A 22,933-nucleotide genomic window follows, 5' to 3' on the forward strand; every position below is an offset into this window, starting at 1 on the left:
TGCAAGAGAGGCCATAATCATAAGCAACACATCACCTTTAGAGTCCATCGCATTGATGAGCCGCCACTAATTAAACCTTTTAACGTTTAGCACTTACAACCACATTTCTAAACATAGCCAATCGTCATATCAATATCTCGCCAATCGTCGGAACAAAAACTCGCCAATCGTCGTACTAATATCCCACCAATTCGCAAGGAAAACTATGAAACATCGCACTTACGCTTGCACATTAAACCTTTTATCAATAAAAAAGCTGTAGATTTAAAAATGTGTTATTTTATTTCTTAAACAATTCTGAATGCGTACCAAGCCTATATAACATCAAAACAAGAACTTCATTCTTAATTTCATATACTAAAAGCCAATCTGGTTCAATATGACATTCTCTTGTTCCGCTATATTTTCCAGTCAGAGAATGATCGCAATATTTAGCTTCTAGCACGCCACCATTGGCTAAAACATTAATTACTTCTGAAAGATTATCCGTATTTTTATTTTGTTTCTTAGCTAATTTAAGATCTTTTTTGAATTGATTCGTGAATTTTACTTCGTATTTCATAAATCAAGAGCCGCCTTAAGATCTTCCATATTCCTATAACCCTTTACACTAGGATCAGATGCAATTCGTCTACCCTCCTCAATAGCAGCAATCGTTGTATCATTTGGAACCTCTAATTTAAGAGAAAATGGAATCCCGTTCTCACGAATAGTTGTTCGCAAAAACATGTTAATTGCTGTTGTCATATTGAGACCGAGTTCTGAAAAAATCTTATCAGCTTGTTCCTTAATTCCCTTATCTGTTCTGATATTTAAATTCGTAGTAGTCACAACAATACCTCCATCTTCTTTTACTATACGCAAATATTCGTTTATATTCAACATATTATCATTACATTGTATATAATTCAGACCAACTAAAGTAATATAACTGAATAGGAATTGCAAACGCAAACAACAAAGCGCAAGAAACAATAAGGCAATCTAAAAGAACAAGGCGAGCACCGTTTAACCAGTGCCCGCCTTAATTTATTTATGACTTACACAATAATGCAAACTAGCGCAAATGCTTAGCACTATTGAGATTTATGACAGCGCAAGAAGCCACAAATAAACCAAACACAATAGAGACGAAGGATGCAAGAGTTACTCCAGAGGCATCCGCACCACTATTTGGCAGCACTCCAGAAGAGCGCGTGCCAGCAGTCCGCGACTTAGCAGAACCGCTTCTGTTTGCGAGACCGTTTGACGAGCCATTGGCAGCTGCACCATTTGCAGCACCATCTGCCGAGCCGTTCGCAGCACCGTCTAACGTTCTATTGTTATTTACGCTGCCGCCTCCAACATTCAATTCAGGATTATCGCTTGAATCTGGTTCAACACTTCCGCTGTCATTGTTGTCGTCATTATCGCCACCATCATCGCTGCCTGTATTCTTCGTAAAGATGGCATACACAGTCAAATCACTATCAACAGTCGTTGTGCCAGTAAATGCTTTACCTTTACCATCCGAGCTTGTATTCCACTCTTTGAAAGTATAACCATCCTTCGTTGGATTCTTAGGCATAGACTGGCCAGTCAAGGCATCCGTATCAATAGCCTTACCAGTTTCCACCTTTACCGTTTGAGTCTTATCGCCGTTCTTGAAAGTAACTGTATTGCGAATCTGCTTCCACTCGGCAGTAAACACGGTATTAGCATTCAAAGTATAAGTATCACCTGGATTGTAAGTGTTACCAGCAGCATCCGCCCAGTTTAAGAACTGATAATCTTCGCGCGTAGGCGCAGGCAATATATTAATATTCTTGCCTTGCTGTACTGCTTCACTTTTCTTGGCTGTACCATCACTAAAGGTGCCGCCATTAGCATTAAATGTATATCTTGCATTCCATTGTGCGCGAAGTAAAAATACACCATCATATAATGGGTCTAAAGTAGTATCATTGTATGTCTGCCAATCACGGTTACAATCCGAAAATAGCGAATTATTATCCCAATAGTAGCGTTTGCCTACAATGTTACGCTGTCGGTAAGCTTCAATATCAGGAAGCTCGGTATACCATCCCCCAAATTCCAAATCTTTTTTTGTTGGGTTAGCTGGGAAATCAACCGTATTATCTTTTTTTACAGTTTTTATGATTGTGCCCGACTCACTGCCAATATTTCCGCCCTTAGGATCGAATTTCACATTCATTTTTCCAAACGAAATTCTAACAACCATAGGGTCATTATCTTTGTCGAGGTGATATTTGACTGTGAATTTAGAATAACCGCTTGCTTGAGAAATATATTCATGATCCGCATTATAAGAAAGATTATAACCGTCAAGAATGCTATTAGTATCAATCGTTATTGTTAATTTTTGTCCTATCGCAAAATTGCCAACAAAACGCTGAAAGTTAGATTGCAGCTCTTTCTTGACATCAATTTTATTTCCATTTTCATCTTCGACAGTTATCGGAAGATTTTCCCACATATTTTCAATGTTCTTGGCGACTTGATTTTTAGCACCTGGATGTATGTAACCATCTCCAGATTTTAAAACAATATCCATATCAAGTGAAAGCGGATATTTCTTAACTTCTGTAGTTGTTTTGCTATCAGCTTGTGCATTCACAACCCCTGCAAAAAGTCCAATCGCAGTTATAAAAGCAACTATTAAACTAATAACTTTATTTATTATTTTATTATTCATTTTATTCCCAACCAAATTAATGATTATAGTAATAATAATTTTTTATTAAATTCAAAAATTTATATAGCGCAAATATAGGTTTATAGGCCAAAAATTATGTGCGAATTCAAAATAAATAGTGTATAGAGTGGTGAAAATTGTAAAAAATTATGTTACAAAAAAGACAAAATCACGCTGTCTGTCTGTCTGTCTGTCTGTCTGTCTGTCTGTCTGTCTGTCTGTCTGTCTGTCTGTCTGAGCATGCTCTCTCTCAATCCTTTTGTCAAGTATTTTTTCAAAAAAATAAAATAAATTTATTTTTTCACATTAACAAAATTTAGAATATTCCATGGCTGATTCTCTATCAATGCAAAGACATCGCGTGAATCATAGACAATAAATAATCTTTTATTAACATATTCAAATCCAGCACTCACCACATCTAACTAGAATACTCAATATTTGACGCATACATTAGCTTATTTATTATCAACGCTAACTTACAAGATAACTTACAAGCTCACTCATTACGCTCACTTATTAGCCGCATCCATTTGACGCAACTCTTTTTTAAGATCGCGTATCTCGTCGCGCAAACGAGCAGCAAGCTCAAACTGCAACTGTTCTGCAGCAACATGCATTTGCTCGCTCAAATTCTTAATCAAAGACATAATATCGCTTTGCGGCAAGGCGGATATATTCGCCATACGCTTTTCTTTACTTTGCTGCCCAAGATTTGGCTCTTTTGGCACTCCATAATGCGAATTCCCAGCCTTATTAGCATTCCTGTAACCGCCTGCTAGCAAAGTTTGAGTATCAACATCCTCTTTAGCAAGCATGTCGTTAACGTCACTAATCTTCTTTCGCAAAGGCTTAGGGTCAATTCCATGCGCCTTGTTATACGCGATTTGCTTTTCGCGACGCCTCTCCGTCTCGCTAATCGCCTTGCTCATAGCATCCGTAACGCTATCTGCATACATAAGCACAGTTCCCGAAACGTTACGAGCAGCGCGGCCAATCGTCTGAATAAGCGAACGGTAAGATCTTAAGAAGCCTTCCTTATCTGCATCCAAAATCGCAACAAGCGAAACTTCTGGCAAATCCAGGCCCTCACGAAGCAAATTAATGCCAACAATCACATCAATTTTGCCTTCGCGAAGCTCGCGCAAAAGCTCCACTCTGCGCAAAGTATCAACATCCGAATGCAAGTACTCAACTTTAATACCAAGCTCCAAAAAGTAATCAGTTAAGTCTTCCGCCATTTTCTTTGTAAGCGTAGTAACAAGCACGCGCTCATCTTTTGCCACACGCGCCTTGATTTCCGCAAGCAAATCGTCAACCTGCCCTTCCACAGGTCGAACCTCAATCTTAGGGTCCAGCAAGCCAGTTGGGCGAATAATCTGCTCAACTACGCCATCCGAAAGCCCAAGCTCATAGTCTCCAGGCGTTGCAGAAAGATACACAGTTTGACCAACATGCTCCAAAAATTCGTTCCACTTTAACGGGCGATTATCCATTGCCGATGGCAGCCTAAAGCCATGCTCTACAAGCGTTCTTTTGCGCGAAGCATCTCCCTCATACATAGCTCCGATTTGTGGCACGGTTACATGCGACTCATCTAAAACAAGCAAAAAGTCGTCTGGGAAAAAGTCAAGAAGCGTATGCGGAGGCGTACCTGCCGCGCGACCGTCAAAATGCCTCGAATAATTCTCCACTCCTGTGCACACACCCACTTGGCGAAGCATCTCTAAATCGTACGTAGTTCGCATTTCCAAACGCTGAGCTTCCAGCAATTTATTTTGCTTTTTAAGCTGCGCAACGCGTTCGTCACGCTCTTTCTCAATCGCCTCAAGCGCACGCTCCATGCGCTCCGGACCTGCAATATAGTGAGACGCTGGGAAAATATGAACGCTACTCTCTTGGCGAATCACTTCCCCAGTAAGCGGATGCAACATTGTAATTCTGTCGATTTCGTCACCAAAAAACTCAATTCGCACAGCTAATTCTCCGTAAACTGGAATAATCTCAACCGTATCTCCGCGCACTCTAAAAGTTCCGCGCGTAAACGCAATGTCGTTACGCTTGTATTGCATACTAACAAATTGACGTAATAAATCGTCTCGCTCAAGTTGCTGGCCAACACTCAGCATAAGCATTCGCTCGGCATACTCCTCTGGGGTACCGAGTCCATAAATGCACGAAACAGTAGCTACAACAACACAATCCCTACGCGTAAGCAAATTCGCTGTAGCTGCGTGACGAAGACGCTCAACATCGTCGTTAATATTCGAGTCTTTTTCAATATACGTGTCTGTTTGCGGAATGTACGCTTCTGGCTGATAGTAATCGTAGTAAGACACAAAATAGCTCACAGCATTATCTGGCATAAGCTCGCGAAACTCCGCGCAAAGCTGAGCTGCCAAAGTTTTATTCGGCTCAATAATAAGTGTAGGCCTTTGCAAACGCTCAATCAGCCAAGCGGTTGTAGCAGTTTTACCAGTGCCAGTTGCGCCCATTAAAACAACGTCGTTTTCGCCGTTTTCAATGCGATTTGCTAACTCTTCGATTGCTTGCGGCTGGTCGCCCGAAGGCTTGTATGGCGCTTTTACAACAAAAGGCTTGTTTGTGCGCTGAATTTTATTCGACATTATTTTTCTCCAAGAGCATCAAGAGCATTTTATTTATTTTACTAAAACCCAACAATCGCGCGGTTGCTGGCGACTTTTCCTTTGGGTCTCTAATGCTCCTTACTAATCCTCACCCATCCACGTTTTAATTTTTGAATCAACGCTTTTAAGCATAACTTCCATAGGCTTTGTAGAATCAACCACAAAATCCGCGATTTTTTTGCGCTCAATCTCTTCAACTTGATTATTTATGCGCTGCTGCGCCTGATTCTGACTCATTTTGCGCTCGATTATCATTCGCGCAATGCGAACATCTTTAGGCGCTTCAACTGTAATAATATGGTCAAAACTAAATGGAATGCTGTCAATTACTTGCGCGAGAAGCGGAATATCGTGCACAATAATCGAGCTCAAAGCGCCGACTTTGCAACGGTTTTCTTTGAGCTGACTATCATGCTTGCTCTCATACTCGCTTATATACTCACCTTCTAAAGTCTTCGCTAAATCATAAATAGCAGGATGAATAAGCGACTCAATCCTGCTTAATGCTTGCTTATGATTTACATCATCACCAAAAATATGCTCCGCAATAAACTCGCGATTCAAAGAGCCATCATTCAAAACGGCATCTTCTCCAAAAATGCCTACGATTTTCCGCAAGACTACGCTTCCTGGTTCCACTACTTTACGCGCTAAAACGTCGTAATCTATAACAAACGCGCCAAGCGAACGTAAATGGTTTACTACAGTAGATTTTCCAGCCGCGATTCCGCCCGTTACCGCAATCCGCATCATTGTCATATTTTGATTATAATTAATGCCCCAGTAACTAATTACCGGGGCATTATATGCTAAATAGTAATTGTAAAATTAGTCTTGAAGTTCAGCACCATCGGCATCCTTATGCCACTTAGAACCAGGCTGAGAGCAAAGAATGCAAATTCCTTCAATAAATGCCCAAATTCCAGAAACAAAAGCCAGCAAGCCGAAAGAAAGAATAGAAATAAGAAGCTGGGCAATAGCCTTGCCTTTAAAACCAAGATAGAAATTGTGCACACCCAAAGCGCCCAAGAAAATCGCTAACAGGCCTGCAGCAATCTTGTTACGAGAGCTTCTGTATGTGTTTGATGAATAATTATTAGACCCATAGTTAGAGTAGGAAGACGCTTGATTGTACTGAGGAGCAGACTGAGAGTACTGACCATGCTGAGGCTGAGAATACGAATTCTGGCCATACTGAGGCTGACCATACTGTGGCTGAGCATTGTACTGAGGCTGAGCACCATACTGGGATTGGTCGTTATATTGTGGCTGAGCCTGGTTGTACTGCTGAGACTGATCATTGTACTGTGGCTGTCCGTACTGAGTCTGATTGTCAGAGCCTGAGTAATCTCCAGTTTGATTATCCAAATCACTCACAATAATTACACTTTCTCTCGTAAGAAATTTATTTTCTTAAAAACTATATAATAAAAAATTAATAAATCAAAGCGTTATTACTAAAGATATTAAAAGATGCCCCGATGATTACTCACCGAGGGCATCTTGTTTATAAGCTTTTAGTAGAAAACTACTTCTTTTCGCTCAAAAACTGTTCGCGCAAAGCTGCGAGCTGATCGGAATCAGCTAAAGCACCTTCGTTAGCAGCCTCATTTACGCGCTAAAACATCGTAATCTATAACAAACGCGCCAAGCGAACGCAAATGGTTTACTACTGTAGATTTTCCAGCCGCAATTCCGCCCGTTACAGCAATACGCATCATTGTCATATTTTGATTATAAACGATACATTTCTCACAATAACGTAAGTTTTAATTGACACAACTAAAACTTCTTATATAGCACGCAGTAAATAGACCCGTAATAAGATTTCCAATTATCGGTTAATAAACTGTATCCAAGCTTATTATAAAAATCTAAAGCAACAACATTATTATCTTTTTCTGTAGATAAAATTATTGTTTTATATAATTTAAGATTTTCGACTTTCTTCATAAGCGCACTGCCAACGCCTATATGCTGAAACTCAGGATCTACAAACAACTCATTTAGCTCTAAGCTTTGATTGTACCAATCATAATTTTCTGATAAAAATGGCTTAATTTGATTCGCATACCAATTATCTTGTAATAATTCTATGCCATATAAAACACCGATAATACGATTATTCATTGTAGCAACAAGTAAAAGCGCACTATTGTTATCTTTCAAACTATCTAATATGCGCTCACGAACATTATCTATACGATCCAGTTCTTTAGGGAATGCTTTTAGATATAAATCTAAAATTATATTCATATTATCTTTGGCTTCTAAATAATCTAATTTTTTAATTTCAATATTCTTCATAAAAATCCTTTATACAAGCTACTATCCGTATTACAACACAACATATTTAATCGACATATGCATATTTGATTTTACATAACCATCGTTATATAAGTACTAATTATTATTTTCGAAATATTTTCGCTTATATTCACTTAATCAATATAATTTCTTCTTTTTATCATAAAATTCAACATACGTCACATGTCATATGAATGATTTAGAATCTACAGATACGAGGTAATTGTTCTCGCAAACTATAAAGACAAAGATGTAATTTATAGGTAATTACTTATACGCCTTCAATGAAGAAAGGAATATAATGATTGGAACAGCGCATAAAGTTTGCAAAAATATTTTCTCAGCAATTCTTACATCTGCAACAATTGTGTCACTTAGCATAGGTGTAGCATCAGCAACTACCCCCCCCCCATGAACAAACTGAACCAGTAACATTTACGATTACACGTACGGATGATTTAAAAAATGATGTTCGAGTTGGGGATACGCTAAGATATAAGCTGACTTACACAAATAATACTAATCACAATGTGACTGTTTGGCCAACTAACAGTAATCTCACTGCTGTGGCTGTTGAAGGGAATAACGGTAACTGTAGGTGGAGAAATCTACAACCAGGAAAAACTGTATCATGCACGCAAGGATTCCATATAACAGAGGATTCTGATATTAAAGAAAAAGGTTTCACTCCATCAACCGATTGGAAAATTAGCAAAGATGCAAATGGTAATGAAGTTATATCTACTCCAAAATTAATTGGAGACAAAGTTACAAATATTAATCCAGTTCCAAGGCCTAGAAAAGACGGAGATCCTATTAGATTAGCAACAATAGGTCAAACTGTAGAAGGACTAACTGGAAAACCTTATTATAGAATACCTGCAATAGCTGAAGCTAACAATGGTTGGATTCTTACAGCTTGGGATTATCGACCAAATAGTGCATATGATGCTCCTAATCCAAATTCTATTGTTCAAAGAATATCTAAAGATGGTGGAAAAACTTTTGAAAAAATACAAATTGTAGCAAAAGGAAAAGAAAACCCAAATAAATATGGATTCTCTGACCCTTCATATGTTGTAGACCAAGAAACAGGCAATATTTTCTTATTCTTCGTCAAATCATACGATGGTGGAGTATGGGATTCTACAGCTAGCACTAATCAAAGTGATAGACATATTTTAGATGCTGCTGTTACTTGCTCAAAAGATAACGGTTTAACTTGGAGCGAACCAAAAGTTATAACTAAAGACATAACTAAATATCCAAAAAATGAACGAGCTAGATTTGCTACTTCTGGACATGGCATTCAACTAAAATACGGAAAATATAAAGGTCGTTTAATACAACAATACGCAATAGTAAACAGTTCCAATGGAAGTGTGCAAAGAAACAATGAGAAGTGGCAAGCCGTATCTGTATACTCTGATGACCATGGAGTAACTTGGAAAGCTGGAAATCCAGTTGGACTAGGTAAAGAACAAAGCCATATGGATGAAAATAAGGTTGTAGAGCTTTCTGATGGAAGAATTATGTTAAACTCTAGACCGCATGAAGGTGGTGCAAATAATCATAGAATCATTGCTCTTTCTAATGATGGCGGAGAAACGTATGGTAAAGCATACAAAGATGAGACACTGCCAGATCCAGGTAATAACGCTCAAATAACAAGAGCATTCCCAGATGCTCCAATTGGTTCTGATGCAGCGAGAATCCTCTTATATTCATCTTCTTCTGGTTCTGGAAGAGCAAATGGTTTGATACGTGTCTCATACAATGATGGAGAAAATTGGACAGAAGAAAAGGGATTCAAGAATGGCGCAATGGCTTACTCCACTATTCAAGCTTTAAGTCAAAAAGCAGGAGGCGGCTATGGTCTTCTATATGAGGGCGATAATAATGACATAATGTATACGAGAATTTCTGCTGAATGGTTAAGTATACGTCCTAACATAACCTTAGGTTCTACAACTAAAATCAATCTATCCACCAAAGAGATAAGTCTTCCTGTGGTAAATCCTACGAGTACTAAATATGAAAATATTAAAGTTACGTCTATAAACACAAGTGATTTTACTGCATCAAGCGATTCTGTAACAATCGAAGCGAATAAAACTACATATATTCCTTTGAAAATTGAAGTGCCTAAAACAGCAAAAGTTGGAGATAAACTTACTGCAAAAATTCGTATTGCGTCTGCAAATAAAAATCAAGATCGTTCAAACACAGAATTATCATTTGAAACGACTATAACCTTAAATGTTGTAAGTGAAACTAAAAATTCTAGTACTCAAACAGATCCTCTATCTAACGATCAATCACATACTGATATACAAATCAGCAAAGATTCTGAAACAACACAATCTGAAAAGGAGATAAATAAGAATATTAGTCCAAATATAATTCCAAATAAGAATAACAATAAACAGAACAGCAGTACATTTAGCACAGATAAAGAATATTCTCAAAATTACAGAAAGGATTATTCCAATACAGACAATTCCAGAACGAATTATAATTACTCTTCAAAAGCAAAACATGATAATTACAATGTGGATAATAGCAGCATTGATAATGAAAATAATGATAAGCATTATAGTAAATCTGGCAATGCTTTAGCAAAGAATAGAGGAATGATGCAAAAAACTGGAATCAACACAACTATTCCTTATGCTTTAATGATTCTATTAATAGCTATCTCTGCAGCATTAATGAAATTAAAAAATATGCAATATTAAAGAATAAGTGTATTTGCTATATTATTCATTTGTTCTAATGTTTTAGGCATAAAAAATAAAAGATGCGTTTTGGAAATTGAATTCTAAAACGCATCTTTTATTTGTAAAATTACTTATAAATCTTAATACTAAATATTTATTTTTAGTCTTTTAACTCAGCACCATCAGCATCTTTGTGCCACTTACTTCCAGGCTTTGAGCAAAGAATCAAAATACCCTCAACCAATGCCCATATTCCCGTAATAATCAACAGGAAACCAAAAGAAAGAACAGAAATAAGCAGCTGCGCAATCGCCTTTCCTTTAAAACCAAGATAAAAATTGTGAATACCTAAAAATCCTAAGAAAATCGCTAGCAAACCTGCAACAATTTTACTGCGCGAGCTTTCTAAAGTTCCTTTAGCGTTTTCCTCATTATTACCATCATACGAAGGGAACTGAGGATTTTTCTGATTGTTTTCTAAAGTGCTCATATTTTCACCATCCTTTTAGTAAATACGATTAGTAAATATGATTGACGTTTTACATCATATAATCACGATTCTTAAAAGAAAATTGATTGTACCTATATTTAATTACAAAACTTGAGTTATAAAATACTTGTCAAATGTACTCAAAATAGACGTCAAACATAATCAAGATACTCGTAAAACATTATGAACAACAATACGCAAGATGCCCCCGATGATTACTCACCGAGGGCATCTTAGTTTTTATTTACAAGCTTCTAGTAGAAAGTAGAAACTACTTCTTTTCGCTCAAAAGCTGTTCGCGCAAAGCTGCGAGCTGATCGGAATCAGCTAAAGCACCTTCGTTAGCAGCCTCAGAAGAATAGTTGGAAGCAACTTCTTCCTTCTTTTCTTCCTTAGCTGGCTTCTTTTCTTCAGCTTCTTCGCTCTGGCCATCAGCGGCTGCGGATTCTGCTGCAGCTGCGAGTTCCTTAGCGGCGAACACCTTGTGCTGCTCCCACAATTCGTGAGCTGCTGCATACTGTGCTTCCCACTCTTCGCGCTGCTGCTCGTAACCAGCAATCCACTCGTTGGTGTTTGGATCGAAGCCTTCTGGGTACTTGTAGTTTCCTTCTTCGTCATACTCAGCTGGCATGCCGTAGAGAGCTGGATCGAAATCTTCAGAATTTGGATCAACAGCCTCGTTAGCCTGCTTCAAGGAGAGCGAGATCCTGCGACGATCGAGGTCTACGTCAATAACCTTAACGAATACTTCTTCGCCACCCTTAACAACAGTTTCTGGGTTCTCTACATGACGGTTAGCAAGCTCGGAAATGTGAACCAAGCCTTCGATGCCGTCTTCAACGGAGATGAACACACCGAACTGAACAATCTTGGTAACCTTGCCCTTAACAACCTGTCCAGGAACATGGGTGCGAGCGAAGCGCTGCCATGGATCTTCCTGAGTTGCCTTAAGGGAGAGGGAGATGCGTTCGCGATCGAGATCAACGTCGAGAACCTCAACGGTAACCTTATCGCCAACCTTAACAACCTCAGATGGGTGATCGATGTGCTTCCAGGAAAGCTCGGAAACGTGAATGAGGCCGTCAACACCGCCGAGGTCAACAAACGCGCCGAAGTTTACGATAGAAGACACAACGCCTTCGCGAATCTGACCCTTCTTAAGCTGCGAGAGGAAGGTCTCGCGAACTTCGGACTGGGTTTCCTCGAGGAACTGACGACGAGAAAGCACAACATTGTTGCGGTTCTTATCGAGCTCAAGAATCTTAGCCTTAATCTTCTGACCAATGTATGGGGAAAGATCGCGAACGCGACGCATTTCAACGAGGGAAGCTGGCAAGAAGCCGCGCAAACCGATGTCTACAATCAAGCCGCCCTTAACAGCCTCAATAACGGTACCTTCAACAATGCCGTCTGCATCCTTGATTTTCTCAATATCACCCCAAGCACGCTCGTACTGTGCACGCTTCTTGGAGAGAATAAGACGTCCTTCCTTGTCTTCCTTAGTTACAACAAGGGCTTCGATGGTGTCGCCAACTTCAACAACATCATCTGGATCAACGTCTTTCTTGATGGAAAGTTCACGGGAAGGGATTACACCTTCAGTTTTGTAGCCGATATCCAATAATACTTCGTCGTGATCAATCTTTACGACGGTACCTTCAACTAAATCACCATCATCAAAATTCTTGATGGTTGAATCGACTGCCTTGATGAAGTCTTCTTCGGTGCCAATATCATTAATCGCAACCTTGGCGACTTCGTTATTATTCTCTGCCATTACTTATTAGTGGTTTCTTCTTGGGGTGGATATTACTCGATATTAAATTATGATTTATGCACGCGCACTATGCACGCGCTCTGTCAATGTTATATATAGGCATAGCCAAAATCGCCGTTTTACTTCGGGCGTGTCGCAGTGTTTGATATTTACTACTTGCAACTTACTTGCCACTCGCTGCTCGCTCAGCCATGTCAACAACATTAGCCAATAGCATTGCGCGAGTCATTGGTCCAACTCCACCAGGATTTGGCGAATACGCTCCCGCGACTTCTCTACAAGCAACATCAACATCGCCTTTTACGCGATATCTTCCCACTTCTTCATCAAAAACGCGCGAAACACCAACGTCAACCAACACGGCTCCAGGCTTAACATCGCACGGCTTTACAAATCCCGCGCTGCCCATTGCCGCAATAATAACGTCGGAGCGCATCATAATATCGTGCAAATCACGAGTGCGAGTGTGGCACAATGTTACAGTTGCGTCTACTCCCCTGCGCGTAAGAAGGAGCCCGATTGTTCGGCCAACCGTGATTCCTCGTCCAAGTACGCACACATTTTTGCCTTCAAGATCAATGTTATAAGCATCTAAAAGCGCCAAAATTCCTCGCGGCGTGCATGGAAGAGTCGTAACAATATCTCCCGAAATATGCATAACCAGCTCGCCCAAATTGTACGGATGCATTCCATCGCAATCTTTTGCAGGGTCTACTGCCTCAATAATCTTCTGGGAATCAACGCCTTTTGGCAAAGGCAATTGCACAATAAAACCCGTGCAAGAAGGGTCATTATTAAGCTGATTTACGGCTTTAAGAATTTCGTCTTCGCTAGCGTCTTCTGGCAAATCGCAGCGGATTGAGCGAATCCCCACTTCTTCGCAATCCTTGTGTTTTCCAGCAACATACTTCAGCGAGCCAGGGTCGCTTCCAACTAAAAGCGTTCCAAGCCCTGGATTAATGCCTTTTTCTTTAAGCTTTTCTACTCTATTTTTTAAGTCGCTTTTAATACTTGCAGCTAGCGCTTTTCCATCTAACACAACAACCATGATTCACTCCCAACTCGCATGTTAATTCTTATGTTCAACTTACAAATCTTCTAACACAATTCGTACGCGTAGGATATTCGTATGGATAGGCTATCGTGAGGTATCGAAGTGCGCGACACAACTGTTAATAACTGAATATTATAATAGAATGGTATTTGTATTGCATAAGAAAGCTACAATAAACCTTAGCTACAATAAACCTTGCAGCAAGCTACAACGAGTTTTAACAAGTGCTAATGCTAATAACACTGACGGAAGGGGCGCAAAGATGTGCGAAAATATTTTTCATTTAACTCGCGCAAAGAAAATATGCAAAGCTGTTTTAGCGTGCATAATTGTTCCATCAATGTTGCTTGGCATAGCTGGGTGCGGTGCAAGCTCGCAATCTTCTAAAACTCCAACGCAACCCAAAAAAGAAGTTAAGCAAATTAAGGTTGTTTCCACTCTTGAATCTTGGGCAAGTTTGGCTAGAGAAATCGGCGGAAATGATGTTGAAGTGCAATCTATAATCAGCAATCCAGATACAGACATGTCTACTTTTAAGCCATCTAGTAAAGATTTGCAAAAGCTGTATTCTGCGCAAGTTGTTGTGTCAAATGGCGCTGGCTACGATAGTTGGGTTGCAAAGCATACGTCTAAAAGCAGCGAGATTGTAAACGCAGCTTCTACAGTCGGAGCACTAAATGGCGATAACCCTTATCTTTGGTTCTCAAAAGATGCTAGAAACGAGATGGCTTCTAGCATTTGCAACGCTTTTTCTAAAGTCCTTCCTTCAAAAAAGAAGGTTTTTGCTAAAAGACTTGACGCAGTTAAATCGCAAGAAAATAAGCTTGACGAATATCTTGCAAACTTTGCTAAAAGTCACAAAAAGTTTAAGTACGCTTCAATAAATCCTGTTCTTTTCTGGCTTATGTCCGATATGAGAATCAGCGATTCCACACCTAAAGCATATGCTCAGCAAGTAGCGCAAGGCGACGAAGTAGACAAGGCTAATATAGATGAATTCCAAAAGCTTATTGAAGAACGAAAATTCGACGTACTTATAAGCAATAGTCAGCGTAAAGGCGACGATATTAGCATTTTGACGGGAACTGCTGGAAGAAGCTACACATCTGTAATGTGGGTTAATGAACTTATTCCAACGTATGCAACAGATTTAAGAAAATGGGTTATGAAGATTTGCGAAGACATTGACAATGCTAGCAAAACTACGACCGATATGCGCAAAGATTTAGCAAAGCAAGAAGCTGATCAAAAGAAGCCTATTACCGAAAAGCCTACTGTTTCTCAGCCAGATCCAAACAGGTCTAACGAGGGCCAGCAAGATCCTGGAAAGTAGGCGCACGCTTGAGCAATTATAGACAATAAATACTTCATACTATTTATTAGCAATTAGTTACGAATTAAAGATTTGCTGGCGATTTATCTGCAATCACTTGCAATCATCTGCAATCACTCGCAGTGCAATTTCAATGCCTCGAAGCATATCAGCTAAACTCATAGAACTCGTGCTCGGCTTATTGAGAACCTGCTCAGGCAAATACGGAACGTGAATAAAACCGCTCTTAATTGGCAATTTTTTAGTCTGGCAATAATTACAAACACTGTAAAGCACGTCATTGCATACGTACGCGCCCGCAGAAAAAGACACAGCCGCAGGCAATTTCGCTTTATTTAAAGCGTCAACTATGTTCACAACTGGCAAAGTCGCTTTATAAGCCACATCACCATCCTGCACAACAGACTCATACCAAGGCTTATATCCACTATTATCTGGTATGCGCGCAGCTCTACAGTTAATGCCAACATATTCAACGTTAAAACAAGCAGAACCGCCAAATTGCCCTAGCGAAAGCACAGCATTAGGGTGAACTTCCTCTATTTTCTCAATAACTTTTTGCGCACCCTTGTTAAATTCCGTAGGAATCTGCAAACGAACAAGTTCCACGCCTTCAGGCGCATGCACTGATTGCGCAATCTCCCACGAAGGATTTATAGACTCATTATCAAACGGCGTAAAACCAGTAATCAAAATACGCATTAAAATACCCCCTCATACAACTCTTACTTATAAAACTTTATAAAACTTTATAAAAATGCATTGCAAAAACTGTATATACACGAATGTACTTGTATAAAACATTCATGATTCTATTACTTACTTCACTTTCATAGCAAAGTTTAAATTGTAATTACAACTTATACAATAATCAAAAACAACACACCTAGACTCAAAATTAGCAAGACTCGTCTTAGTGTAATATGATTGTCTACTGGCGCGTGCTTAACGAACAATGTTGTTAACGGCGCGCATATAAAACAATATAAATAAACCATATAAATACACATAAATAAAAAATCAATGACGAAAAGAGATTACCGATGACCAAGATTATTCAAATTGGCGCAAATCATGCTGGCACTGCCTGCGCTAACACCATTTTGAGCTACCCAGGAAACGATCTTACAATCTACGATCAAAATAGCAACATTTCCTTCCTTGGCTGCGGTATGGCTTTGTGGATTGGCAAGCAGATTCAAAGCAGCGATGGCCTTTTCTACCAGAAGCCAGAAGATTTCGTTAAAAAAGGCGCAAAAGTAAATCTGGAAAGCAAAGTTCTCGACATTGATTATGCAAAGAAAGAAGTTACTGTAGAGCTTAAAGACGGCACTGTTATTCACGATTCTTACGATAAACTCGTTCTAGCTACTGGCAGCCTTCCAAACAAGCCGCGCATTAAAGGCATTGACTTGGAAAACGTGCAAATGGTAAAGCTTTTCCAGAATGCACAAACTGTTATTGCTAAACTTCAAGAGCGCAATTTCCATAATGTTGTGGTTCTTGGCGGCGGCTACATTGGCGTGGAGCTTGCGGAAGCTTTTAAGCGTTTGAATAAAAACGTGACTCTTATTGATATGGAAGACCATATTCTTAACGGCTACTTTGACCCAGAGTTTTCCGATAATTTGAAGAGAATTATGGAAGATAAGGGCATTAAGTTTGAGCTTGGTCAAGCTGTTGAAGAGATTGTTGGAGATACTGAAGTTAAGGCTGTTAAAACAAGCAAGGGCACTTACGATGCCGACATGGTGATTTGCGCTATTGGATTCCACCCAAATGCTGCTCTTGGAAAAGATCATTTGAAGCAATACGAAAATGGCGCTTTCCTAGTTGATAAAAAGCAGCAAACTTCCGACCCAGACGTGTACGCTATTGGCGATTGCGCTACAATCTACGACAACGCTCGAAGCCGCGTAAACTACATTGCTCTCGCCACTAATGCCGTTCGAAGCGGCTTGATTGCAGGCCACAACGTTTGCGGAACTCCTGTAGAAACTGAGGGCGTGCAAGGCTCCAGCGCAATGATGATCTACGATTACAAGCTTGTTTGCACTGGTTTAAGCTTAACGGCAGCTCAAAAAGAGGGCATGGATGTTGATTACGTTGATTTTGAGGATACTCAAAAGCCTGCGTTTATGGAAGTTGAGAATCCAAAGGTGAAGATTCGCATTGTTTATAAGAAAGACACCAAGGTGATTGTTGGATGCCAACTGGCGTCTAACTACGATATGTCTGCAGCAATCCACCTGTTCTCGCTTGCTATTCAAAAGAAAGTTACGATTAAAGAGCTTGCTTTGTGCGATATCTTCTTTATGCCTCACTTCAACCAGCCATACAATTACATTACGATGGCAGCTTACACTGCTTTGTTGAAGGGATGATTAGTTTCTGATTAATCTCTGCTAATTAAGTTTCTGCTAATTAGCTTAAATCGCGTTTATTAAACCAAGCAATTTGTTCTATAATGGAGCGGTTGCTTGGTTTTTTAATCATCCGCGCACAAATCGCGAACCAAAACGCGCATATTAGCGTAAGACGTACAAATTAAAACAAAGGAGTCTAGGATGAAGCAGCTATCTATTAAGCCAACTATTCACAAATTTGAAAATACGCGCGATTTTGCGCAAGAATTTAAGCTTGGCAAAGACGATTTGGTTATTACAAACAAATACATTTGGGAGCCTTATTTTGGCAGCTTGAACCTTGATTGCAATGTGATTTTCCAAGAGAACTACGGCAAGGGCGAGCCAAGCGACGAAATGGTTGATGCAATTGTTCGCGATATTCACACTACCCCAAAGCGCGTGATTGGCATTGGCGGCGGCACCGTTTTGGATATTTCTAAAGTTTGCGCGTTAAAGCAAACAAGCCCACTCGAAGACTTGATTGATGGCAAGATTCCTGCGCAAAAAGGCGCGGATCTTATTCTTGTTCCAACTACTTGCGGCACTGGATCCGAAGTTACCAACGTTGCCGTGTTCTCTCTTACAAAACGCAACACTAAAAAGGGTTTGGCAAACGATGCTTGCTACGCTACAGACGCAGTTCTTATTCCAGAATTATTAAAGAGCCTTCCAGATTACGTTTTTGCAACCAGCTCTATTGACGCTCTTACTCATTCGATTGAGTCTGTGCTCTCCCCTATTGCAACAGAGCTTACAAAAATGTTTAGTTACAAGGCTTGCGGACTTATTTTGCAAAGCTACATGCGAGTTGTTAAGGAAGGCAGCAGCGCTAAAAGCCAAGTTGTAGGCGACTTGGTTTCTGCAAGTCTTTACGCTGGTATTGCGTTTGGTAACGCTGGATGCGGTTGCGTACACGCTATGGCTTATCCGCTTGGCGGCACTTTCCATGTGGCTCACGGCGAGACGAACGCTGCTCTTCTTACAAGCGTTTTGCGCTACTACTCTAAGCACAACTCTGAAAACAGCGATAGCGCTGAAAATACTGAGCTTTCTAAACTTTTTGACTTTATGGCAAATATTCTTGAATGCCAAAAAGCAGACGTATTAAACAAGCTTGACGAAGTTCTTAACACGATTCTCCCTAAGCACAAGCTTCACGAGTATGGCATGACCAAAGACATGATTCACGACTGGGCTTCAAGCGTTGTTAAAGAGCAGCAGCGACTCTTGAAGAACTCATACATGCATATGAGCGAAGATGCTATCGCCGAAGTCTACGCATCTACTTTCTAATATATAGTTAACAGTGAGATTTTCAATTATTAACGAAAATTTCTCATCTTCTCAAAGGTAGATCCTACAAATCTTGTAGGATCTATTTTTATTCTCACAGCTTGCTTACTTCGTTAGATTTCCATCCGTTAGATTTCCATCCATTCGTTAGAATGCTGTTTGTTAGATTGCCGCAGGAGTCTCATACGAATTATCGAAGAACATGCGCTCCAGCTTTACTGCACGCGCAAAATATTCTCGAGCAATATCAGCATCCTTAGGACCAATACGATCCAACTCATCACGCAAGAACCCTACAAACTTGTGGAATCCTTCATAATCATGCAGGTCGATCCACTGGTAATGAACCTTGCGTTCAGGACGCTTACCTTCAGCGTTTGATGCCCACGTAAGATATATCCATTCCGTAACGTTTAACACGGCTAGCACGGCAGCATAATGTCCACTGTGAGCCGCGTCTAAAAACATCTTTTTAAATTCGCGAGTTGCTTCAGTGTCTGGAATTTTATTGCGGAAAGATTCAGGAGTATTAAATTCGTTAAACGCATCCACAAAATACGTATTCTCATCTCCAGCTACCTCACCAATATATTTCGAAAACACGAGACGAGAATCAAGTGTGTCTGCTGTCGTAACTGCAGCACCAAGCAAAGCCAAGAAACTATCTAAAAATCGGTAGTCTTGAATTAAATATCCAGCTAATACAGCATCATGAATAGTGCCCTCAACTAACTCGTTAACAAAACGATGATGAATAGCAGCATCCCATGTTTCGATATTCTCATTTTTTAATTCGTCGGTAAATCGTGCAGTCATTGACACGTCCTTTCCCTCTGTAACTCATATAAGCCCTTAGGTAGCTTAATATAATTGCGCATAGTTGCGTTAGCCATACAAGTTACGTCATATACGGTTCACATATAGTCGTATAGTTATGCACAACCGAGCACTGCTCGTACACCCAGCTGAACAACTACGCTAGTATGAACAATATCATAAGTAGTCATACTTAACTTGGGTACAAATTTGAGCAGCACTCGGTTGCAATTTTTATATTATGGTAACTTCAGTAACTTCAGCAATCACAGTAATTACTCCCTACTCATTGTCGTATTCTCATGCATCCAATGTAATTACAGGATGCAAATCAAACATTTTTACAGTACGCTTCATGCGGAAGGCAATGCTTGTTATAGCAATCGCAATAACGCCGAAAAGCACAAGCATTCCAACGCCAGAGACTATTTCACCACTGTTCTTTCCAGACATTGCTTGACGCAACCCCATAATCGAGTACGTCATTGGCAAATATGGGTGAACAGCTCTAAAGAACGATGGCGTCATTTGTACTGGGAACGTTCCTGCAGAGCTTGTGATTTGCAACATAAGAAGCACAATAGCAACTATTCGCCCTGGCATTCGGAACACCACCATAATCATTTGCATTATTGCCATAAAGACTATTGACGCTATAATCCCCAGCGCGTAGAATGCACCAACATTATCGATTTGGAACTTCAACGCTCCTTGAACAACGCCCATAAGAATAATCGCTTGCACTACGCCCATAATCACAAACGGCGTCAAGCTAACAAGCGCGCTTTTAAGCGGATTCATGCCGTTTAGTATCGCTCGCCTATCCATAACTCTCAAAACGAATGTTGTCATAAGAGCACCAACCCAAAGGGCGATAGAAATAAAGTAAGGTGCAAAACCGGTACCGTAGTTTTCAACGTGCGAATACTCGTGCTCCTCCAAGGAAACTGGTGCGCTCATCATCTTACTTTTTTGCTTAATATTGTTGATTTTGCTAGAGTTTTGTGCGCTTTTAAGACCTTCATGTAACTTTTTAGCTCCATCAGCAAGCTTTGGAGTATTTTCAGAAAGCTTTTGAACTCCAGAATTCAATTGACTTGATCCATCAACTATTTTTGCAGACCCAAGCGCAGCAGAATTAATACCATTATTGAGCTTTTCACTTCCGTTGCTTACAGCGCTAAGACCTTCCGCCAGCTTATTTGCTCCAGCGGAAAGCTGCGATGAGCCACCTCGAACGCTTGATATTCCTTTAGAAACGGCGTCAACTCCAGCTTTTATCTTCAAGCTACCAGAAGAAAGTGCTCCAGCACCTTGGCTCAACGCCGAAAGATTCGTCTCTAAGAGCTTAGAATTTTCGCTTAATCCTCCTGCAAGACCTTGCAATTTTTCTAACACAAGCTCTTTTGTTACAAGCGGATTTTGCGCTTCAACAAGCAATTGAGCAAGCTGATTTTTTGTAGCCTCGTTTCCAGCCTTAACATGCTGTTCAAGCTGCGCACTAGAATCTGAAAGCTTTTGAGCACCATTATATAGTTCGTCTGTAGCGTTATATAACGTTTGCGCTCCACTATTTAGCTGATTTGCGCCATTTGCCAAATCGTTAGTTTTTTGAGCTAAGAATTGCGCTCCATCTTTGCTTTGCGCATTTGCATTTTTAAGCGATTGCGCTCCCTTTTGAAGTTCGCTTAATCCGTTTTGTAGTTTTTGCAAAGACTGAGTAAGCTTAATCGATCCATAAGCAAGCTTATCTACTCCGCCATTAAGCGATTGCATTCCAGCGCTTAAATCGCCAGAACCACTCACTGCTGAATTAAGAGAATCAGAAGCAGAATTTACTTTTTCAAACATATGCTCCCAATATTCTTGAACAATCGCCTCACTAATTTCGCTTCTCATAGTGCGGAAAGCAGTTTTACCGATTTGTGAAGCCAGCATATTGCTTGCTTGATCGTATTTTACGTGAAGCTTTGCTTTAGTAGGAGTATCGTATTGCGCAGAAGCAATGCACTTACTAAAAGACGATGGAATAGTTGCTACCATAAAATAATCGCCATTTTTAAGGCCTTTATTTGCTTTAGCGCTATCTACAAAGTTCCACTGGAATCCTTCACTTCCATCTTTTTGATTCTTTAAACGATTCTTGATTTCATCGCCAACATTGCGCATTTTGCCGTTTATCATCGCACCGTCATCTTCCACAACAAAAGCGACTGGAACGGTGTCTAGCGTTTTGTAAGGATTTGTAAACGCCCACAAGTAAAGCGATCCGTATAAAAGTGGAATCAAAGCTACGGTTCCAATAACAAGCTTTCTAGCTTTTCCTTTCATCGTATTGTTAATCTCACGAAATGCAAGAGCAATAGTATTAACGTGCATTGTTTTCACCACCATTTGCTTCACTTGTAGCAAGTTGAGAATCAGTATGAGAATTTTCTGTTTTCTCATTATTTGGCATAAGTCTTAAGACTTGATCCGCTTGCTTTTCTAACTCACTTTGCAAAACTCCAACAAGGCAGGAGCAGTAGTTTTTGCTAACATATTCGCGAATGTCTGCAAGTAAGCATTCGCTTTGCTCACTAGTAAGCTCCATCTCAATTCCATCAACAAATAGCAGCCACGGCTTTTTTAGCAAAGCCAACGCAATTGCCAAGCGCATGCGCTCGCACGGAGTCAACTCTCCTATTGCTGTTTTGTGAGGAGAAAATACTTTCCATTGAGTTAGCACGTTGTAAGCGTACTGCTGTAAAGCTTCACGGTTTTTAACATCATTTTTGTATTGCTTCAAAAATAGAGGCGAACGCGCTGCTAGTTTCAGCTCGCTCATAAGAACTTCTTCTATTGTTTGCATTTTGTAGAATTCGTTAATTCCGTTGAATAATCCCAATCCCACATATTTACGCGATTCTTTAAAATCGTTAGGAAGAGTTGCGTCCGCAATAGTAAGAGTTCCGTTCGTAAATTTCATATAACCAGACAATGCAAGCAGCAAAGCTGATTTTCCAGAGCCGTGTTCGCCTGATATTGCAACGATTTGATGAGGCTCTACTTTTAACGATACGTCCCAAAATGGTGTTCTTCTAAATATTTGTAAACCTAATTCTTTCGCTTCTATAAGCGTTTGTTCTTCTTGCATAATTTGCATGATTTGTTTGCTGCAAAATACCGATGGTATACATTTCTAAATGGTATACATTTTTAATGTTGCTATCGAAATTGCTATGCATTCCTCCTTTGTATCTAACTTTTTCAATTTTTCAATTTTTCAATTTTTCAATTTTTTGATTTTTTGATTTTCCTAACTTCAGACTCAATATTTAATTCTGATATCGCCTACAATGATTTTGGCGACTACCTCATATTGCTATGTTGCAACAAAAGGTTATAAATAA

18 protein-coding genes and 1 pseudogene are annotated in these 22,933 nt (G+C 39.9%); 4 read left to right on the forward strand and 15 right to left on the reverse strand.

The annotated features are described in order from the left end of the window. Positions 1-280 precede the first annotated feature (280 nt). The 8 genes and pseudogenes from NYP65_RS02195 to NYP65_RS02230 form a co-directional block, all read right to left on the reverse strand. Positions 281-562 carry a type II toxin-antitoxin system YafQ family toxin gene (locus NYP65_RS02195; RefSeq protein ID WP_004130542.1) on the reverse strand — a complete coding sequence of 94 codons (282 nt, stop codon included), beginning with the start codon at positions 560-562 and terminating at the stop codon, positions 281-283. Then, positions 559-885: a type II toxin-antitoxin system RelB/DinJ family antitoxin gene (locus NYP65_RS02200; RefSeq protein ID WP_004130540.1), complete on the reverse strand. Its 327-nt coding sequence runs from the start codon at positions 883-885 to the stop codon at positions 559-561. The genes NYP65_RS02195 and NYP65_RS02200 overlap by 4 nt, the downstream gene beginning before the upstream one ends. Before the next feature lie 172 nt (positions 886-1,057). After that, the gene (locus NYP65_RS02205) at positions 1,058-2,695 is read right to left on the reverse strand and encodes an InlB B-repeat-containing protein (RefSeq protein ID WP_004130538.1); all 1,638 of its coding nucleotides are present in this window, start codon (positions 2,693-2,695) and stop codon (positions 1,058-1,060) included. Between the two features lie 512 nt (positions 2,696-3,207). Next, positions 3,208-5,322, reverse strand: a complete 2,115-nt coding sequence (gene uvrB, locus NYP65_RS02210; protein WP_473410543.1) for an excinuclease ABC subunit UvrB — start codon at positions 5,320-5,322, stop codon at positions 3,208-3,210. 102 nt (positions 5,323-5,424) lie between these two features. Next, entirely contained in the window at positions 5,425-6,102 is a 678-nt protein-coding gene (coaE, locus tag NYP65_RS02215) for a dephospho-CoA kinase (protein WP_004132905.1), read from the reverse strand. Positions 6,103-6,171: 69 nt separating this feature from the next. Further along, positions 6,172-6,720, reverse strand: coding sequence for a TM2 domain-containing protein (locus NYP65_RS02220; RefSeq protein WP_004132906.1), 549 nt, complete (start codon positions 6,718-6,720; stop codon positions 6,172-6,174). A 233-nt stretch (positions 6,721-6,953) separates the two neighbouring features. Further along, positions 6,954-7,070, reverse strand: a pseudogene (locus NYP65_RS02225) (dephospho-CoA kinase); the annotation flags it as partial. Positions 7,071-7,125: 55 nt separating this feature from the next. Continuing rightward, a complete protein-coding gene (locus tag NYP65_RS02230) occupies positions 7,126-7,650 on the reverse strand; it encodes a GNAT family N-acetyltransferase (RefSeq protein WP_004132908.1) in 525 nt (174 codons plus the stop codon). A gap of 530 nt (positions 7,651-8,180) precedes the next feature. On the opposite strand from NYP65_RS02230, the gene NYP65_RS02235 reads away from it, so the two are divergent. Then, positions 8,181-10,388, forward strand: a complete 2,208-nt coding sequence (locus NYP65_RS02235) for a sialidase family protein (protein ID WP_004132912.1) — start codon at positions 8,181-8,183, stop codon at positions 10,386-10,388. Between the two features lie 142 nt (positions 10,389-10,530). Here the strand turns inward: NYP65_RS02235 and NYP65_RS02240 are convergent, their stop codons facing one another. From NYP65_RS02240 to NYP65_RS02250, 3 genes are all read right to left on the reverse strand, one after another. Next, positions 10,531-10,860 carry a TM2 domain-containing protein gene (locus NYP65_RS02240; protein ID WP_004130524.1) on the reverse strand — a complete coding sequence of 110 codons (330 nt, stop codon included), beginning with the start codon at positions 10,858-10,860 and terminating at the stop codon, positions 10,531-10,533. A gap of 271 nt (positions 10,861-11,131) precedes the next feature. Beyond that, complete coding sequence (gene rpsA / locus NYP65_RS02245) at positions 11,132-12,637, reverse strand: 30S ribosomal protein S1 (RefSeq protein ID WP_004130522.1); 1,506 nt, start codon at positions 12,635-12,637, stop codon at positions 11,132-11,134. A gap of 163 nt (positions 12,638-12,800) precedes the next feature. Beyond that, positions 12,801-13,685 (reverse strand): bifunctional methylenetetrahydrofolate dehydrogenase/methenyltetrahydrofolate cyclohydrolase, encoded by an 885-nt coding sequence (locus NYP65_RS02250; RefSeq protein WP_004130520.1) that lies wholly within the window; start codon positions 13,683-13,685, stop codon positions 12,801-12,803. A 268-nt stretch (positions 13,686-13,953) separates the two neighbouring features. Here NYP65_RS02250 and NYP65_RS02255 point away from each other — a divergent pair, with 268 nt between their 5' ends. Further along, positions 13,954-15,024: a metal ABC transporter solute-binding protein, Zn/Mn family gene (locus tag NYP65_RS02255; protein WP_473410544.1), complete on the forward strand. Its 1,071-nt coding sequence runs from the start codon at positions 13,954-13,956 to the stop codon at positions 15,022-15,024. Between the two features lie 93 nt (positions 15,025-15,117). On the opposite strand, the gene NYP65_RS02260 is transcribed toward NYP65_RS02255, so the two are convergent. Continuing rightward, entirely contained in the window at positions 15,118-15,726 is a 609-nt protein-coding gene (locus NYP65_RS02260) for a pyroglutamyl-peptidase I (protein WP_115761821.1), read from the reverse strand. A 341-nt stretch (positions 15,727-16,067) separates the two neighbouring features. Between NYP65_RS02260 and nox the strand changes: the two genes are divergently transcribed. Both nox and NYP65_RS02270 read left to right on the forward strand, forming a co-directional pair. Beyond that, positions 16,068-17,408, forward strand: coding sequence for a H2O-forming NADH oxidase (gene nox / locus NYP65_RS02265; protein ID WP_473410545.1), 1,341 nt, complete (start codon positions 16,068-16,070; stop codon positions 17,406-17,408). Between the two features lie 183 nt (positions 17,409-17,591). Next, positions 17,592-18,725 (forward strand): 4-hydroxybutyrate dehydrogenase, encoded by a 1,134-nt coding sequence (locus NYP65_RS02270; protein ID WP_473410546.1) that lies wholly within the window; start codon positions 17,592-17,594, stop codon positions 18,723-18,725. Positions 18,726-18,887: 162 nt separating this feature from the next. On the opposite strand, the gene NYP65_RS02275 is transcribed toward NYP65_RS02270, so the two are convergent. The 3 genes from NYP65_RS02275 to NYP65_RS02285 form a co-directional block, all read right to left on the reverse strand. Then, positions 18,888-19,541 (reverse strand): TenA family protein, encoded by a 654-nt coding sequence (locus tag NYP65_RS02275; protein ID WP_004130167.1) that lies wholly within the window; start codon positions 19,539-19,541, stop codon positions 18,888-18,890. Positions 19,542-19,841: 300 nt separating this feature from the next. Further along, positions 19,842-21,920: a YhgE/Pip domain-containing protein gene (locus NYP65_RS02280; RefSeq protein ID WP_004130169.1), complete on the reverse strand. Its 2,079-nt coding sequence runs from the start codon at positions 21,918-21,920 to the stop codon at positions 19,842-19,844. Then, complete coding sequence (locus tag NYP65_RS02285) at positions 21,910-22,677, reverse strand: ATP-binding cassette domain-containing protein (RefSeq protein ID WP_032819532.1); 768 nt, start codon at positions 22,675-22,677, stop codon at positions 21,910-21,912. The genes NYP65_RS02280 and NYP65_RS02285 overlap by 11 nt, the downstream gene beginning before the upstream one ends. Positions 22,678-22,933 lie beyond the last annotated feature (256 nt).

It is taken from the genome of Gardnerella sp. c12Ub_1, assembly GCF_055804375.1.